The organism is Pseudaquabacterium inlustre (assembly GCF_038066595.1).
Lineage (GTDB): Bacteria > Pseudomonadota > Gammaproteobacteria > Burkholderiales > Burkholderiaceae_C > Pseudaquabacterium > Pseudaquabacterium inlustre.
Genome location: NZ_JBBUTH010000007.1, coordinates 577480 through 593277, shown reverse-complemented (window position 1 = coordinate 593277; position 15798 = coordinate 577480). Strand labels below are relative to the sequence as shown.

Genomic DNA, 15798 nt, shown 5'->3' with positions numbered 1-15798 from the left:
GGGTGTGGGGTGGGTGGGGCGTGAGGGGAACGGGCCGCCGCCGCTTCAGCGCAGCGCGCGGCGGGTGAGCAGCTTCTGCGCATCGGCCAGGGCCTGGCGGATGGTTTTGCGGCCGGTGAGCACGTTGTCGAGCTCGGTGCTCACCACCTCCTCGGCAAACGCGTTCTGGCGGTGCACCGGCATGGCCTGGATGCGGCCCGCCGCCTCGCGCCACAGCCGGCGCGCCGGTTGCCCGGCCAGGAAGGGCACGGGCGCATCGAAGAAGGGGTCGTCGTGTGTTTCGCGCAGGGCCGGAAAGGCGTCCTGCTGCTTGAAGGCGGCCAGTTGCTGCGCGGCGTCCAGCGTCATCAGGCGGATGTAGTCCCAGGCCAGCGCGCGGCGGCCGGCATCGGCCTGGCGCGGCAGCGCGTAGAAGGTGCCGCCATAGGCCGCGTTGGCACCCTCGGGCAGGTGGGCGGCGCGCCACAGGCCGCGCGTGTCGGGCGCCACCCAGTTGGCCAGCTGGCCCACCAGCCAGGCGCCTGAGAGCGCCGTGGCCAGCGTGCCGCGCTTGAAGCCCTCGGCCCACTCGTTGGTCCAGGTGGTGAGCTTGGCGTCCAGGCCCAGCTGGCGCGCGCGCAGCGCCACCTCGAAGGCCCGCTCGAAGCGCGGCGTGTCGGCCAGCGCGCGCGAGTCCTGGTCGTAGTACAGGCCCTCGCCGGCCTTGAGCCCGCTGCGGATCAGGATGTCCTTCATCTCCACCACGGTGGAGACCAGGAACGCGCCGGTGGTGGCCTTGATGCGCTGGCCGGCGGCGATGTAGTCGTCCCAGCTGCGGCCGATGGCCGCGCCATCCACGCCGGCGCGCTGCAGGATGTCGGCGCGCCACAGCATGGTGCCGGGGCCGATGTCGGTGGGCATGGCCACCATCGCGCCTTCGCGGGTGATGGCCTGGTCGTAGGCGTAGCGCACCAGGCGCTCGCGGTACTGCGCCGCGCCGAAGGGCGCCTGGTTCAGATCGAGCAGGCCGGTGCCGCGCGCGAAGCGGGCCACGAAGCTGGATTCCAGCGCCATCACGTCGGGCAGGCCGCGCGCGGTGGACAGCGCGGTGGTCATGGCCGTGTGGTGGTCGACGTACTGGCGCGTGAGGATGCGCAGTTCCACATCGGGATGCAGCGCCTGCCAGCGCGCCTTGGCCGCACGGCCGATCTCGTCGACCAGCGGAAAGGCGGCCACCGTGAGCACCTCGCGCGGCGGCGCGCCGGTGGCGGCCGTGATGGCGGCCGGCCACACGGTGAGCGCCACGGCCCCGGCGGCACCGCCCAGCAGCCCGCGCCGGTCCATGTCAGCCTTGTGCGGCGTGCTGCCGCTGCGTGTCGAGGAACGCCCGGTACCAGCGCGCGCTGCGCTTGGGCGTGCGCGCCAGCGTGGTGTAGTCCACATGCACGATGCCGAAGCGCTTGGCGTAGCCCGAGGCCCACTCGAAGTTGTCCATCAGGCTCCACACCATGTAGCCGGCCATCGGCACGCCGGCGGCTATGGCGGCGCCCACCGCACTGATGTGGCTGGACAGGTAGCTGCAGCGGTCGTCGTCGGCCACCTCGCCGTCGTGCCAGGTGGTGTCGGGGAAGGCGCCGCCGTTCTCGGCGATGACCAGCGGCGGCACGTCGTAGTCGCGCTTCAGGCGCACCAGCAACTCGGTCAGGCCCTGCGGGTAGACCTCCCAGCCCATGTCGGTGAGCGGCAGGCCGCTTTGCTTGACATCCCAGGCGCCGCTGGCACTGACCACGGCGCGCGAGTAGTAGTTCAGGCCCAGCCAGTCCAGCGGCTGGGCGATGGCCTGCATGTCGCCGGGCTGCACCGGCGGGGCGTCGTCGCCCAGCGTGGCCAGCACGTCGTCGGGGTAGCGGCCATGGAACAGCGGGTCCATGTACCAGCGCACCAGCTTGCCGTCTTCCAGGCGCGCGGCGGCGGCGTCTTCGGCGCTGTCGGTGGCCGGCTGCACGGGGCTCTGGTTCAGCACGATGCCCAGCTTGCCGCCGCCGCCCTGGGCGCGCAGCGCCTGCAGCGCCAGGCCGTGGCTGAGCAGCAGGTGGTGGGCCACCGCGGTGGCAGCGCGGCGGCTTTGGATGCCGGGCGCGAAGATGCCGGTCTCGTGCCCCAGCGTGGCCACCACCCAGGGCTCGTTGTGCGTGGCGGTGGAGGCCAGGCGGTCGCCCAGGCGGGCGTTGATGCCCTGGGCATAGTCGACGAAGCGTTGCACCGTCTCGCGGTTGCGCCAGCCGCCCTGGTCCTGCAGGGCCTGCGGCAGGTCCCAGTGGTTGAGCGTGAGGTGCGGCTGCAGGCCGCGCGCCAGCAGGCCGTCGACCAGACGCTCGTAGAAGTCCAGCCCGTGCGGGTTCCAGGCGCCCTGCCCCAGCGGCTGCACCCGCGGCCAGCTGACCGAGAAGCGGTAGGCGTTGACGCCCAGGCTGGCGATCAGGTCGAGGTCGGCGTCGAGCCGGTGGTAGTGGTCGCAGGCCACCAAGCCGTTGCTGCCATCGGCGATGGTGCCGGGCTGCGCGCAGAAGGTGTCCCAGATCGACGGGCCCTTGCCATCCTCGGCGCCGGCGCCCTCGACCTGGAAGGCGGCGGTGGCCACGCCCCAGATGAAATCGGCGGGAAAGCGGTGCGTGGGCAGCGGAGCGGAATGGGTCATGGGCGAATCGGGGGAAGACGGGAGAACCGGAGGGCTCACTTCACGGCGCCGGCGGTGAGCCCGGCGATCAGCTGCCGCGACGACAGCGCGAACAGCACCAGCAGCGGCACGGTGGCGATGGCCGAGCCGAGCATCAGCGCGCCCCACTGCGTGTCCAGCGGGCTTTGCAGGTTGCGCAGTGCCAGCGGCAGGGTGTACATCTCGGGGCTGCGCATCACGATCAGCGGATCGACGAAGTTGTTCCAGCTGGCGATGAAGGTCACCAGGCCCAGCGTGCCGAGCGCGGGCCGCGTGAGCGGCAGCACGATGCGCCACCAGATGCCCAGCTCGCCGCAGCCATCGAGCCGCGCGGCTTCGATCAGGTCCATCGGCACTGAAGCCGCGATGAACTGGCGCATCAGGAAGATGCCGAAGGCGCTGGCCGCGCCGGGGATGAAGAGGGCGTGCGGCTGGTCGATCCAGCCGAGCGCGTCCATGATCATGAAGCTGGGAATCATCTTCATGAAGGTGGGCAGCATCATTGTGCCCATCACCAGCATGAACAGGCCCTGCTTGCCCTTGAACTCGAAGCGCGCGAAGGCATAACCGCCCATGCTGCAGAACAGCAGCGTGAGCGCGGTGCTGGCCAGCGCCACATACAGGCTCCAGCCCAGGTTGCGCCAGAACGGCAGCTTGGTGGTGAGGATGCGCAGGTTCTCCAGCGTGCCGCTGCCAAACCACAGCGGCGGCGGCAGGCTGAAGATGTCGGCGCGCAGCTGCGTGGCGAACACGAACATCACGTAGAACGGCGCCAGCATCAGCAGCGCGCCCACGCCCACCAGCGCGTAGGCGGCCACGGTTGCGCTGCGCTGGGCGGCAGTCGTGCGGGCCGTCATGCGCTGCCCTTCTCGCGGAACGCGCGGTTGGTGGCCCAGGTCAGGCCCACGACGATGGCGCACAGCACCCAGCTCATGGCGCTGGCGCCGCCGAAGTCGTTGAAGTCGAAGGCCAGGCGGTAGAGGTACATCGCCGCCGTCATGCCGGCCTGGTCGGTGCCGCCCTTGCCGTTGGTCAGCACGAAGGGCTCCTCGAACAGCTGCAGCCCGCCGATGACGCTGAGCGTGACGCCGAAGTAGGCCATCGGCTTGATGCCCGGCAGCGTGATGTGGCGGAACTGTGCCCAGGTGCCGGCGCCGTCCATGCGCGCGGCCTCGTACAAATCCTTCGGGATGGTCTGCAGCGCCGCCAGGTACAGCACGGTGTTGAAGCCCACGTAGCGCCAGAAGACGATCAGCGCGATGGCCGGGCGCAGGTGCTCGGGCCGGTTGATCCAGTCGATGGCCTGCTGCGGCAGCAGCGCGCTCAAGCCCGGCAGGCGCGCAGCCACCGCCAGGCCCTGGTTGATGAGGCCGAACTCGGTCGAGAACAGCGCGCTGAACAGGATGGCGATGGCCACCGTGCTGGTGATGTAGGGCAGGAAGTAGGCGCCGATCACCGCATTGCGCAGGCGCTTGAAGCGGGTGTGGATGAACACCGCCAGCGGGATGGCCACCGCATGCTGCGGCACGCCCGAGGCCAGCGCCAGCCAGGCGGTGTTGCCCAGTGACTTCCAGAACCACTCGTCCTGCAGCGCGAAGGCGAAGTTGTCCAGGCCGACGAAGTGCATCGCGCCCAGGCCGCTGGTGGGCTCCCAGCTCTGGAAGGCCAGGTACAGGCTGAAGCCCAGCGGGAACAGCCCGAACACCGCGAACAGTGCCAGAAAGGGCAGCAGCAGCACGTGGGGTGCCTGGCGCGGGCCCAGGCGGGGCGGCCAGCGGCGGCGTGCCGGGCGGGTGCTGGCCTGCATGGGCGGGATGGACGTGTGGGTGGTCTGCATCATTGAAAGCGCTTTCACACTTTACCTGCACTGGGCGGTGCGTTGACAAAGGGTAAATGCGGAGGCCTTTAGCCGGTGCCTGCCGGCTGGGGTGTCCCATGGTTCGGGATAGCCCGCCGGTCTCGCCCGGCTGGCGAGGTCCTTTCTTGTCGCGACAAGAAAGGACCCAAAGAAGCGCTTTTTGAACTTTCCGATGAGGCCCTGCTGCTTCTCGATCATCGAGGCGGGCGCCTCGCCCGCCCGGCGGGCTCGAACAGGCTGCCGAACAAGGGCTTGAGGAAGTCGCCAGGGCCGCCGATGGCAAGACCGTCGCATGGCTGCGCTCTGGCAATTGCCGTGCCCTGCGGCGTTCCGCGCGCAAGTCTTGACCGGGGGTGCACGGCCGGTGAGTTGTCCGTGGCGTTTCCGACTGGCTATGTTCGAGCCCGCCGGGCGGGCGAGGCGCCCGCCTCGATGCGCTTCAAGCGCGAGGTGGTGTCGGAAAGTTTGGAAGGCGCTTCTCTTTGCCTACTTTCTCTTTCGCCGGAAAGAGAAAGTAGGTCGCCCGCCGGGGCGAAATCCCGGCGCGCTGCAACGAGAAATGGGAAACGCCAGCCGTCAGCCGAACCTCGGCCAACTCAGGCGAATTCCCAGACCGTCCCGTTGAACCGCTGCAACTTCAAATACTCGATTACCCGGTAATCCGTCGGACTGGTGTTGATCAGGCTCCCCGGCAGCAAGGCCGGATTGCGCCAGTCCTTCAGGTTGGCCGCCTGGCGCATGATGTTCTCACGCGTCAGGTCGTCACCGCACTGCTTCAGCACCTGCTCCAGCGTCTGCGCATAAGCCCAGCCCGCCAGGTTCAGCGAATCGGTGATGTTCGCGTCGGGCATGTACTTCTTGAACCACTCGAAGAAGGGCTTCAGCTCGGCATCGTTGGCCCATTGCGGATCGGTGGCGTCCTTCATGAAGCCACCGGTCTTGATGCCCACCGACTTGTCCAGCCCGGCGGGCTTGAGCGTGGCGCCTACCGAGGCCGAGCCCAGGTGCAGGTAGGTGTCGGGCTTCCAGCCCAGGTCGGCGTTCTTGCGGATAGCCTGCGCCGCCTGCTTGGCATAGGTGAACAGCATCAGCGCATCGCAGCCGGCGCCCTTGATCGAGATGAGCTGCGAATCCACCGTCGGGTCGGTGGCCTGGAAGCTCTCGGCCGCCACCACCATGCCGGCCTTGGCACCCAGGCCCTCCTTCAGTCCGGCCAGCAGTTCCTTGCCGAAGTCGTCGTCCTGGTAGAGCACGCCGATCTTGGCGTTGGGGTGGTTGGCCAGCAGGTGGCGCGCGTAGAAGTTGGCCTCCACGCGCAGCGTGGGCTGCCAGCCCATGGTCCACGGAAACTTGTCGGGCTGGGCAAAGCCCTCGGAGCCGGCAGCGATGAACAGCTGCGGCACCTTCTTTTGGTTCAGGTAGGGCCGCGTGGCCGTGTTCAGCGGCGTGCCCAGCATGCCGAACATCAGCGCCACCTCTTCCTGCTCGACCAGGCGGCGCGTCTGCTCCACGGCCTTGGGCGGGCTGAAGCCGTCGTCCACTGAGATGAAGTTGATCTTGCGGCCGTTGATGCCACCCCGGTCGTTCACATACTTGAAGTAAGCGGCCTCGGCACGGCCCAGCGCGCCATAGGCCGAGGCCGGGCCGCTGTAGGCGATGGTCTGGCCGACCTTGATCTCGGTGTCGGTGACACCGGGGCCGTACCTCTTCTGCGCGCGGGCGGCGCCGGGCAGCAGCGCCGCAGCGCCAGCGGACACGATCAGGTTGCGGCGGTTCAGATGGCTCATGCGTTTGTCTCCTGGGACAGGCGATGGCAATCGCGACGGAATTCGCCTGAGGATCCCGTCGCGAGCGGGTCGAGGTGGTGTCGAGGAGCGCAGCCGTACTCCCGTACGGCGAGCACCGCAGGCACCAGATCGGCCCGCGCAGCAGGGAGCGTCAGGCGAATTTGTTGGGCCCCATGTAGCCGAAGAGGAAGCCCGCCACCTTGCGCATCTGGATCTCCTCCGATCCCTCGGTGATGCGGTAGCGGCGGTGGTGGCGGTAGATGTGCTCGAAGGGCTTGTGGCGGCTGTAGCCGATGCCGCCGTGCACCTGCATGGCCCGGTCGGCCGCCTCGCACACCAGGCGGTTGGCCCAGTAGTTGCACATCGAGACCTTGTCGGAGAGCTTCTTCTCCACCTCGGGGTGGGGCATCTGGTCCATCTCCCAGGCCGTCTTGCGGATCAAGAGGCGCAGCATCTCGATTTGCGTGGCCAATTCCACCAGCGGGAACTGGATGCCCTGGTTGCGCGCCAGCTCCTCGCCGAAGGGCTTGCGCTCGCGCGCGTACTTCACGCTCTCCTTCACGCAGAAGTCGGCCGCGCCAAGGCTGCTGGCCGCCTGGCGGATGCGGTTCTCGTGCACGAAGCTCTGGGCCAGCGGCAGGCCGCGGCCTTCCGGCCCGAACATGGCCGAATCGGGCACCCACACGTCGGTGAAGCTCACGCGCGGGTGGTCGGTCGGCATGTTGAAGGTCCAGAGGTATTCCTCGATCTTCACGCCTGGCGTGTCGCAAGGCACCAGAAAGCAGGTGATGCCGCGCGCATCGCCGGCCGCGCCGCTGCTGCGGGCGAACAGCGCGCAGTGCGTGGCCGTGTGCATGCCGGTGGTCCACATCTTCTCGCCGTTGATCAGCCAGCCGTCCTGGCCGTTGCGCGCCTGGCGCACGGCCTTGGTCTCCATGTGCGTGGCGTCGCTGCCATGGTTGGGCTCGGTCAGGCCGAAGGTGATGCGGGTCTCGAAGGTCAGCTGGCCCTTGATGAACTGCTCCTTCTGCGCTGGCGTGCCGAAGTCGCGCAGCATCACGATGACGGGGAAGTTGCCGACCACCGAGTGCTCGTTCTGCAGGTCGTTGAACAGGCCCAGGCCCTTGGCTGCAAGGTGGTCGCGGATCACGCTCATCCACAGATTGCCGACCTCTTGGCCGCCGAACTCCTTGGGCAGGCTCAGGCGGTAGAAGCCGGCCTTGTCTGCGCGCTTCTTGCATTCCAGCAGCAGCGCCTCCCATTCGTGGCGCGGCAGGCCGCCGGCCTCGAAGTCGGTGCGCGCCCATTCGCGGCGGTGGTCGAAGAAGCGTTCGTTGTCGTCCTGGGCCTGCAGCGGCCGGATCTCCTGGTCGATGAAGCGGTCGAGGTTCTTCAGGAACTCGGTCAACTCGAATGGCAGGTTGAAGTCCATGCGCGGTGTCTCCTGCGGCAGTCTGGGAAGGGTTTGCCGTCGACGCTAAGGGCAGGTCTGCGGGGGCACAGTCCCGGCGGCGACAAGGCGCGGGTGCCATCCCACGGGGCAAACCCGTGCCATGCGTCGCGCCGGCCCGGTGTCCCCACGGTGCACTGGCGGTGCGCCGGCGGCCGTCCGTCACGTGGCGGACAACCCTGGTGCGCGCGTGCCGGCGTCACAGCGGCGACAATCACAGGTTGCCCATTTCCCGCCCGGCCTGCCTCGCCGCCGCTGCACCGTGTCTGCCCAAGCCCCCGCCCGCCCTGCCCCTGGCACCGCTGCCCCGTCCGTCGGCAGGGGCGCCGCCCTGCCCACGGCCAAGCCGCTGACCAGCTGGAAGCCGTTCTGGGCCAAGCGCTTCGGCACCGCGCCCTTCCTGCCCACCACCCGGGCCGAGATGGAAGCCCTGGGCTGGGACCGCTGCGACATCGTCATCGTCACCGGCGACGCCTACGTCGACCACCCGAGCTTCGGCATGGCGGTGATCGGCCGGGTGCTCGAGGCGCAGGGCTTTCGCGTCGGCATCCTGCCGCAGCCCGACTGGCACAGCGCCGACGCCTTCCGCGAGTTCGGCGCACCGGCCCTGTTCTTCGGCGTGGCCGCCGGGAACATGGATTCGATGATCAACCACTACACGGCGGATCGAAAGATCCGCAGCGACGACGCCTACACCCCGGGCGACGTGGCGGGCAAGCGCCCCGACCGCGCCACGCTGGTTTACACCCAGCGCTGCCGCGAGGCCTTCAAGAACGTGCCGGTGGTCATTGGCGGCATTGAAGCCAGCCTGCGCCGCATCGCCCACTACGACTACTGGAGCGACACCGTGCGCCGCTCCATCCTGGTCGACAGCAAGGCCGACCTGCTGGTGTACGGCAATGCCGAGCGCGCCATCGTCGAGATCGCCCACCGCCTGGCGCAGCGCCAGCCAGTGGAAAGCCTGACCGACATCCGCGGCACCGCCTTCCTGCGCAAGCTGGACGACCCGGCGCTGCACGGCTGGTTCGAGCTGTACTCCAACGAGGTGGACACCCCGGGCCACATCGACCAGCTGCTCAACCCCTACGAGATGCAGCCCGAGCCGGCCGCCACCGACGACGGCGCGCCGCCGCCCTGCGCCACCGGCGCCACCGGCACCGCGCCGGCTGAAGGGGCACCGGCGCCAGCCGCCGAGGTCAAGCCCATCCGCCTGGTGCGCCAGCCGCTGCTGCGCGACGGCAAGCGCGCGGTGATCTCGCCGCGCGACAAGACCTTCATCCGCCTGCCGGCCTTCGAGAAGGTCAAGAACGACCCGGTGCTCTACGCCCACGCCAGCCGCGTGCTGCACCTGGAGACCAACCCCGGCAACGCCCGCGCGCTGGTGCAGCGCCATGGCGAAGGCCCGGCCGCGCGCGAGCTGTGGGTGAACCCGCCGCCCATCCCCCTCAGCACCGAGGAGATGGACCATGTGTTCGACCTGCCCTACGCCCGCAGCCCGCACCCGCGCTACGCCGACGAGGACGGCCGCCACGACCGCGCCACCAAGATCCCCGCGTGGGAGATGATCCGCTTCAGCGTGAACATCATGCGCGGCTGCTTCGGTGGCTGCAGCTTCTGCTCGATCACCGAGCATGAGGGCCGCATCATCCAGAGCCGCTCGGAAGACTCGGTGATCCGCGAGCTCGAGCAGATCCGCGACAAGGTCGAGGGCTTCACCGGCGTGGTGTCGGATCTGGGCGGCCCCACGGCCAACATGTACCGCCTGGGCTGCAAGAGCCCGGCCATCGAGGCCGCCTGCCGCAAGCCCAGCTGCGTGTGGCCCGACATCTGCAGCAACCTCAAGACCGACCACGACCCGCTGATCGCCATGTACCGGCGCGCGCGCAAGCTGCCGGGCATCAAGAAGGTGCTGATCGGCTCGGGCCTGCGCTACGACCTGGCCGTGCGCTCACCCGAGTACGTCAAGGAGCTCGTCACGCACCACGTGGGCGGCTACCTGAAGATCGCCCCGGAGCACACCGAGGCCGGTCCCTTGAGCAAGATGATGAAGCCGGGCATCGGCACGTACGACCGCTTCAAGGCCATGTTCGAGAAGGCCAGCGAGCAGGCGGGCAAGAAGCAGTTCCTGATCCCCTACTTCATCGCGGCCCACCCCGGCACCACCGACGAGGACATGCTGAACCTGGCGCTCTGGCTGAAGCGCAACGGCTTCCGCGCCGACCAGGTGCAGGCCTTCTACCCCAGCCCGATGGCCAGCGCCACGGCCATGTACCACTCGGGGTTGAACACGCTCAAGGGCATCCACCGCGACCGGCGGGCCGAGAAGGTGGCGGTGGTCAAGGGCGAGCGCCAGCGCCGCCTGCACAAGGCCTTCCTGCGCTACCACGACCCGGCCAATTGGCCGCTGCTGCGCGAGGCGCTGAAGGACATGGGCCGCGCCGACCTGATCGGCAACGGCAAGCAGCAGCTGATCCCGACCTTCCAGCCCAGCACCGAGGGCGGCTACCAGGCGCCGCGGCGCGCCAACTCCACGCCGGTGAAGCCCGCGGCCAAGGCGGCCGCCAAGCCAGGCAGCAAGCCGGTCAAGGGCCGCGTGCTGACCCAGCACACCGGCCTGCCGCCGCGCGAGGGCACGGCGGGTGGCAAGCCGCGCGCGCCAGCCGTCAAGCGCGGCCGGCGTTGAGCCCAGCCTTAAGGCTTGATCGCCACCTTGAGGACACCGTCCCGCTGGTGCGAGAACAGGTCGTAGGCGTCCACGATGTCGGCCAGCTTGTACTGGTGCGTCACCAACAGCCCCAAGTCCAGCCGGTTGGCGGCCAGCACGTTCATCAGCCGGCGCATGCGCTCCTTGCCGCCGGGGCACAGCGCGGTGACGATGCGGTGATCGCCCAGGCCGGCGGCAAAGGCGTCCAGCGGAATCTTCAGGTCGCTGGAGTACACGCCCAGGCTGCTGAGCGTGCCACCGGGCTTGAGCACCCGCAGCGCGCTCTCGAAGGTGCTTTGCAGGCCCAGGGCCTCGATCGCTGAGTCGGCGCCGCGGCCGCCGGTCAGCTTCATCACCTCGCTGACCACGTCGCACTTGTTGAAGTTGAGCGTGATGTCGGCGCCGAGCTTCTTCGCGATTTCCAGCCGGTGGTCATTGCCATCCACGCCGATGATGGTGGTGGCGCCCAGCAGCCGCGCGCCGGCCGTGGCGCACAGGCCGATCGGGCCTTGGGCAAACACCACCACCGTGTCGCCCAGCCTGATGTTGGCGTTCTCGGCGCCCTTGAAGCCGGTGGACATGATGTCGGGGCACATCAGCACCTGCTCGTCGGTCAGGCCATCGGGAATGGGCGCCAGATTGGCCTGGGCGTCGGGCACCAGCACATACTCGGCCTGCGTGCCGTCGATCAGATTGCCGAACCGCCATCCGGCCGTGGCCTTGTAACCATGGCAGCCGCAGCGGCCACTGGCCACCAGGTAACTGCCGTCCTGGCTGGGGGCGCCGTCCTGAGCGGCATAGCTGTTGAAATTGGGGCAAATGGCGCCGGCAATCACGCGCTGGCCTTCCACATAGCCCTGCACCGCACTGCCGAGTTTCTCGATCACGCCCACCGGCTCATGGCCCACGGTGAGGCCTTTGGCCACCGGGTATTCGCCTTTGAGAATGTGCACATCGGTGCCGCAAATCGTGGTGGTGGTGATGCGCACCAGCGCATCGTTGGGGCCCACGGCGGGAATGGGCTTGTCGGCGAGTTCAATGCGGCCGGGCTCGACGAACACGGCGGCGGTCATCATGGCGGGCATGGCAATGGGCTCCTGGTGGTGAAGGCTTCGGCGGGGCATCCGTCCGATGCCTCACGATGCGCCCGAGTGAGCGCAAGACGCCATCCCCACGCGGGCTTCCATTGCGCTGCGTCAATGGCCGCCGCCGGTGCCACGCAATGCCACGCATTCACGCCATTGGCCGGTGAAATGCCACGCGCAATGCGCCGGCATTCGCGATCAATGGGTATGGCATTCCATTCGGATACCGATCCGAAACCTTCTCGGAGTAAAGTGCGGCTGTGTTTCGGGCTCGGCGTGGATGCCTCGCGCAGAACCCGAAATCGCGCTCACCGATCAAACCCAGGCTGGTTCTGCCGGCCTTTTCATGGAAACCCATGGCACGCACCCTCGCCCAGATCCAATCCCAGATCGACAAGCTGCAAAAGGAGGCCCAGGCGCTGCGCGCCAAGGAAATCTCCGGCGTGGTGGCCCGCATCAAGGAAGCCATTGCGCATTACGGCCTGACGCCGCAGGAGTTGTTCGGCGAGACGGCCTCCAAAAAGCCGCGCGGCAAGGTGGCCAAGGCCAGCGGCAAGGCCGTCGCCAAGAAGCCGGCCACGCCGCCCAAGTACCGCGACGACGCCGGCAACACCTGGACCGGCCACGGCAAGCGCCCGAACTGGTTCAAGGCCGCGCTGGCTGCCGGCAAGACGGCGGCCGATCTCGAAATCAAAGGCTGATCAGCGACGGCCAGCGCCCGGCCGCCCGAAGCAGGCCGGCGAACCCGCGCGGCGGGTGGCCTCGCGTCACCGCGAGGCCGGGTGCTCCATCTACCTCCGCCCCAGGCCGAGCCAGATCACGGTGGCCACCACCAGCAGGCCACCCGCCACCTGCATCGGCGCAATGGCCTGCCCCAGCAGGGCCCAGGCCAGCACCAGCGCGAACACCGGTTCCACGTTCATGATCGCCGAGTTGCCCACCACGCCCAGGCGCGGCAGCACGGTGAACATGATGGTGAAGGCGGTGCCGTACAGAAAGGTCAGCGCCATCAGCCCGGCCCAGCCGGCCGGCGCATCGGGCAGGTGTAAGCCGCCCTGCCAGGCCACGCCGGCCAGCGCCAGCAGGCCCACCTGACCCATGGTGCTGGCGGTGCGCACGCGGCCGTCCACATCGGCCGCCTCGTGCTGCGTGACCACCAGCGCCAGGCCGAACACCGCGGCCGCCGTCAGCGCGAAACCCACGCCGGCGCCGATCTGGCCCCAGTGCGCGGCCGCGCCCAGGCCCGAGCTGGCGCCGAGCACGTCCAGTGCCAGCGCCAGGCCCAGCAGCATCACCGGCATGGCGCGCAGCATGCGCGGATCGGGCCGGTGGCGGTAGACCAGGCGTGCCCACAGCGCCGTCCACAGCGGGTAGCTGTTGAAGGCCAGCAGCGCCAGCGCCACCGGCAGCCGCGCCACGGCCGAGTACAGGCAGATGCTCTGCACACCGATCAGCGCACCAATGGCCGGCAGGGCGAAGCGGTGGCGCGGCGTGAAGCGCAGCGGCACGCGCTGCACCGCCACCAGCAGGGCCACGGCCAGCGCCGTGACGCCGCTGCGGAACGCCACCGCGGTGGTCACGTCCACGCCGTGGTTGAAGGCCAGGCGCGCTGCCACATGGTTGGCGCCCATCATCAGCGCGATGAGCAGCAGCACGGCGAAGGCAGCGCCCGACAGGGGGCGCGAGACAGCAGGTGACGACATGCGCCGATTGTGGCGGCGCCGCGGTGTGCGCTCAGGACGGGCGCACGATGCCGCCCGCCGCCTCGCGCTGTGGCAGCGGCCAGGCCGCCTGGCCCGGCCGGCCGGGCAGGCCTGACGGCAGCGCGGCAGGGTGGCGCTGGTCGAAGGCCTCGGCCTGGCGCACCAGGTGCGCCACGGCACCTTCGATCTCGGCCTCCATGCGCGGGCTGAAGCCGAAGCCGTCGGCGCTCCAGGTCTCGGCCGCGCGCGGCAGGCTCACCGTGGCGCCCAGCACCAGGGCGCCCACATGGCCGAACAGCGCCCGCGCATTCGGGATCACGGCGGGCTCGCCGTCCCAGCGCTCGCGCGTGGCGCTGCACAGCAGCACTGGGCGGTCGAGGAAGGCGTTGGTGGCGTGGCGGTCCACCTCGGGCAGGCGTGCCACCCAGTCCACCAGGTTCTTCAGGTAAGGCGTCAGCTGGCCGTTGTAGGCCGGGCTGGCCACCACCAGGCCGTGCGCGGCGGCAAAGCGCCGGTGCAGCGCGCGCACCTGGGCCATCACGCCCGGCTCGGCCTCGAGGTCCTGGTCGAACAGCGGCAGGCCCACCTGCCGGGGCAGCAGCATGTCCACCTCGCAGCGGCCATGCAGGCGTTGGGCAATGTCGCGCAGCAGGCGCAGGTTGAACGAGCCTGCGCGCAGGCTGCCGGGCACCAGAAGCAGTCGGGTCATCGTCGGGGCGGGTACGTCAGTGCCCGGCATCTTCAGGCCGCGGGGCCGCGGCTGAAGGCCTGAAAAGCCGGCCGGATCGTGGCCGTCATGACCGCCGCGCCGGCCGCCGCACGCGGCGGCGGCCAGCGGTGCGGCTGGTTGATCTGCGCCAGGTGATTTGTTTTAGACAAATCAGTTTGACAAGAGATAACGCCACGCCGGATACTCCGGCCTATGCCGCGAGCCGCGCGGCCCATCCCTGCCCCGCACCGGAGACCCCCGCCCGTGAGCACCAAGACCTTCGCCAGCCAGGCCGATCTGGAAGAGAAGAAAGTCAGCTTCACCCAGCTGTCGCCCAACGCCTACGCCTACACCGCCGAGGGCGACCCCAACACCGGCATCATCATCGGCGACGACTGCGTGATGGTGCTCGACACGCAGGCCACGCCGGTGATGGCGCAGGACGTGATCCGCCGCATCCGCGAGGTCACCGACAAGCCGATCAAGTACGTGCTGATGACCCACTACCACGCGGTGCGCGTGCTGGGTGCCAGTGCCTACGGCGCCGAGCACATCATCGCCAGCGAAGACACGCGCGACCTGATCGTCGAGCGTGGCGAGCAGGACAAGGCCAGCGAGATCGGCCGCTTTCCGCGCCTGTTCCGCAATGTCGAGAGCGTGCCGGCCGGCCTGACCTGGCCCACCCTCACCTTCCGCGGCAAGATGACGCTGTACCTCGGCAGCCTGGAGGTGCAACTGCTGCAACTGGGCCGCGGTCACACCAAGGGCGACACGGTGGCCTGGCTGCCGCAGCAAAAAATCCTGTTCTCGGGCGACCTGGTCGAGTTCGACGCCACGCCCTACGCCGGCGACGCCTACTTCAAGGACTGGCCGCAGACACTGGACAACATCGCCGCGCTGCAGCCCGCGCAGCTGGTGCCCGGCCGCGGCGCCGCACTCACCACGCCCGAACAGGTGCAGGCGGGGCTCGCCGGCACGCGCAGCTTCATCGCCGACGTGTACGAGAACGTCAAGGCCGGCGTCGCCGCCGGCGAAGACCTCAACACCGTCTACAAGCGCTGCTACGCCGCGATGGCGCCCAAGTACAAGGGCTGGGTCATCTTCGACCACTGCATGCCCTTCGACGTGACCCGCTGCTACGACGAGGTGACGCAGTACCCCGATCCGCGCATCTGGACCGCCGAGCGCGACGTTGAGATGTGGAAGTCCTTGGAAGACCAGCACTGATCGCACCCCCCACGACAGGAGACATCGACATGGCCATCCAACGCATCCACCACGTCGCCTACCGCTGCCACGACGCCAAGCAGACGGTGGAGTGGTACCGCGACCACCTGGGCATGGACTTCGTGCTCGCCATCGCCGAAGACCAGGTGCCCAGCACCCATGCGCCCGATCCGTACATGCACGTGTTCATCGACGCGGGCGGCGGCAACATCCTGGCCTTCTTCGAGCTGCCCAACTCGCCCACCATGGGCCGCGACGAGGCCACGCCCAACTGGGTGCAGCACATCGCGTTCAAGGTCGATTCGGTGGCCGAGCTGGAGGCCACCAAGGCCCGGCTGCAGGCCAAGGGCATCGACGTGGTGGGCGTCACCGACCACACCATCTTCAAGTCGATCTATTTCTTCGACCCCAACGGCCACCGGCTGGAGCTGGCCTGCGACACCAACACGCCCGAGATGGACCGCAAGCTCGACGACGTGAAGTGGGACATGCTCAATGAATGGGCCCAGACCAAGCGCGCACCCAAGCACGCCGCCTGGATGCACGAGAAGGAACTGGGCCAGGGCACGGCCTGACCCCG

The 15798-nt window shown here is 69.0% G+C and carries 13 protein-coding genes; 4 read left to right on the top strand and 9 right to left on the bottom strand.

Annotated features, from left to right (window positions below; translation table 11 throughout):
• Window positions 1-45: 45 nt before the first annotated feature.
• The 6 genes from AACH10_RS14215 to AACH10_RS14190 all read right to left on the bottom strand — a co-directional run bounded on the left by AACH10_RS14215 (window position 46) and on the right by AACH10_RS14190 (window position 7772).
• Window positions 46-1323, bottom strand: coding sequence for an ABC transporter substrate-binding protein (locus AACH10_RS14215; RefSeq protein ID WP_341411086.1), 1278 nt, complete (start codon window positions 1321-1323; stop codon window positions 46-48).
• 1 nt (window position 1324) lies between these two features.
• A complete protein-coding gene (locus tag AACH10_RS14210; RefSeq protein WP_341411085.1) occupies window positions 1325-2677 on the bottom strand; it encodes a GH1 family beta-glucosidase in 1353 nt (450 codons plus the stop codon).
• A gap of 35 nt (window positions 2678-2712) precedes the next feature.
• A complete protein-coding gene (locus tag AACH10_RS14205) occupies window positions 2713-3552 on the bottom strand; it encodes a carbohydrate ABC transporter permease (RefSeq protein ID WP_341411084.1) in 840 nt (279 codons plus the stop codon).
• Window positions 3549-4502, bottom strand: a complete 954-nt coding sequence (locus tag AACH10_RS14200) for a carbohydrate ABC transporter permease (RefSeq protein WP_341411083.1) — start codon at window positions 4500-4502, stop codon at window positions 3549-3551. The genes AACH10_RS14205 and AACH10_RS14200 overlap by 4 nt, the downstream gene beginning before the upstream one ends.
• Before the next feature lie 647 nt (window positions 4503-5149).
• Entirely contained in the window at window positions 5150-6340 is a 1191-nt protein-coding gene (locus tag AACH10_RS14195; RefSeq protein ID WP_341411082.1) for an ABC transporter substrate-binding protein, read from the bottom strand.
• Window positions 6341-6491: 151 nt separating this feature from the next.
• Window positions 6492-7772 (bottom strand): acyl-CoA dehydrogenase family protein, encoded by a 1281-nt coding sequence (locus AACH10_RS14190; RefSeq protein ID WP_341411081.1) that lies wholly within the window; start codon window positions 7770-7772, stop codon window positions 6492-6494.
• A 349-nt stretch (window positions 7773-8121) separates the two neighbouring features.
• Here AACH10_RS14190 and AACH10_RS14185 point away from each other — a divergent pair, with 349 nt between their 5' ends.
• Window positions 8122-10473 (top strand): YgiQ family radical SAM protein, encoded by a 2352-nt coding sequence (locus tag AACH10_RS14185; protein ID WP_341411176.1) that lies wholly within the window; start codon window positions 8122-8124, stop codon window positions 10471-10473.
• 8 nt (window positions 10474-10481) lie between these two features.
• Here the strand turns inward: AACH10_RS14185 and AACH10_RS14180 are convergent, their stop codons facing one another.
• On the bottom strand, window positions 10482-11579 hold the full coding sequence (locus AACH10_RS14180) for an NAD(P)-dependent alcohol dehydrogenase (protein ID WP_341411080.1): 1098 nt from the start codon (window positions 11577-11579) through the stop codon (window positions 10482-10484).
• A 356-nt stretch (window positions 11580-11935) separates the two neighbouring features.
• Between AACH10_RS14180 and AACH10_RS14175 the strand changes: the two genes are divergently transcribed.
• Window positions 11936-12280, top strand: a complete 345-nt coding sequence (locus AACH10_RS14175) for an H-NS histone family protein (RefSeq protein WP_341411079.1) — start codon at window positions 11936-11938, stop codon at window positions 12278-12280.
• A 90-nt stretch (window positions 12281-12370) separates the two neighbouring features.
• On the opposite strand, the gene AACH10_RS14170 is transcribed toward AACH10_RS14175, so the two are convergent.
• Window positions 12371-13282, bottom strand: a complete 912-nt coding sequence (locus tag AACH10_RS14170) for a DMT family transporter (RefSeq protein ID WP_341411078.1) — start codon at window positions 13280-13282, stop codon at window positions 12371-12373.
• A gap of 31 nt (window positions 13283-13313) precedes the next feature.
• Window positions 13314-13991, bottom strand: a complete 678-nt coding sequence (locus AACH10_RS14165; protein ID WP_341411077.1) for an NADPH-dependent FMN reductase — start codon at window positions 13989-13991, stop codon at window positions 13314-13316.
• Between the two features lie 213 nt (window positions 13992-14204).
• On the opposite strand from AACH10_RS14165, the gene AACH10_RS14160 reads away from it, so the two are divergent.
• Window positions 14205-15218, top strand: coding sequence for an MBL fold metallo-hydrolase (locus tag AACH10_RS14160; protein WP_423228605.1), 1014 nt, complete (start codon window positions 14205-14207; stop codon window positions 15216-15218).
• Between the two features lie 29 nt (window positions 15219-15247).
• Window positions 15248-15793, top strand: coding sequence for a VOC family protein (locus AACH10_RS14155; protein WP_341411075.1), 546 nt, complete (start codon window positions 15248-15250; stop codon window positions 15791-15793).
• Window positions 15794-15798: the final 5 nt, after the last annotated feature.

Coding starts and splice junctions, on each gene's coding strand:
- AACH10_RS14215 (WP_341411086.1), bottom strand. CDS start 1,323: ATGGACCGGCGCGGGCTGCTGGGCGGTGCCGCCGGGGCCGTGGCGCTC.
- AACH10_RS14210 (WP_341411085.1), bottom strand. CDS start 2,677: ATGACCCATTCCGCTCCGCTGCCCACGCACCGCTTTCCCGCCGATTTC.
- AACH10_RS14205 (WP_341411084.1), bottom strand. CDS start 3,552: ATGACGGCCCGCACGACTGCCGCCCAGCGCAGCGCAACCGTGGCCGCC.
- AACH10_RS14200 (WP_341411083.1), bottom strand. CDS start 4,502: ATGCAGGCCAGCACCCGCCCGGCACGCCGCCGCTGGCCGCCCCGCCTG.
- AACH10_RS14195 (WP_341411082.1), bottom strand. CDS start 6,340: ATGAGCCATCTGAACCGCCGCAACCTGATCGTGTCCGCTGGCGCTGCG.
- AACH10_RS14190 (WP_341411081.1), bottom strand. CDS start 7,772: ATGGACTTCAACCTGCCATTCGAGTTGACCGAGTTCCTGAAGAACCTC.
- AACH10_RS14180 (WP_341411080.1), bottom strand. CDS start 11,579: ATGCCCGCCATGATGACCGCCGCCGTGTTCGTCGAGCCCGGCCGCATT.
- AACH10_RS14175 (WP_341411079.1), top strand. CDS start 11,936: ATGGCACGCACCCTCGCCCAGATCCAATCCCAGATCGACAAGCTGCAA.
- AACH10_RS14170 (WP_341411078.1), bottom strand. CDS start 13,282: ATGTCGTCACCTGCTGTCTCGCGCCCCCTGTCGGGCGCTGCCTTCGCC.
- AACH10_RS14165 (WP_341411077.1), bottom strand. CDS start 13,991: ATGACCCGACTGCTTCTGGTGCCCGGCAGCCTGCGCGCAGGCTCGTTC.
- AACH10_RS14160 (WP_423228605.1), top strand. CDS start 14,205: ATGCCGCGAGCCGCGCGGCCCATCCCTGCCCCGCACCGGAGACCCCCG.
- AACH10_RS14155 (WP_341411075.1), top strand. CDS start 15,248: ATGGCCATCCAACGCATCCACCACGTCGCCTACCGCTGCCACGACGCC.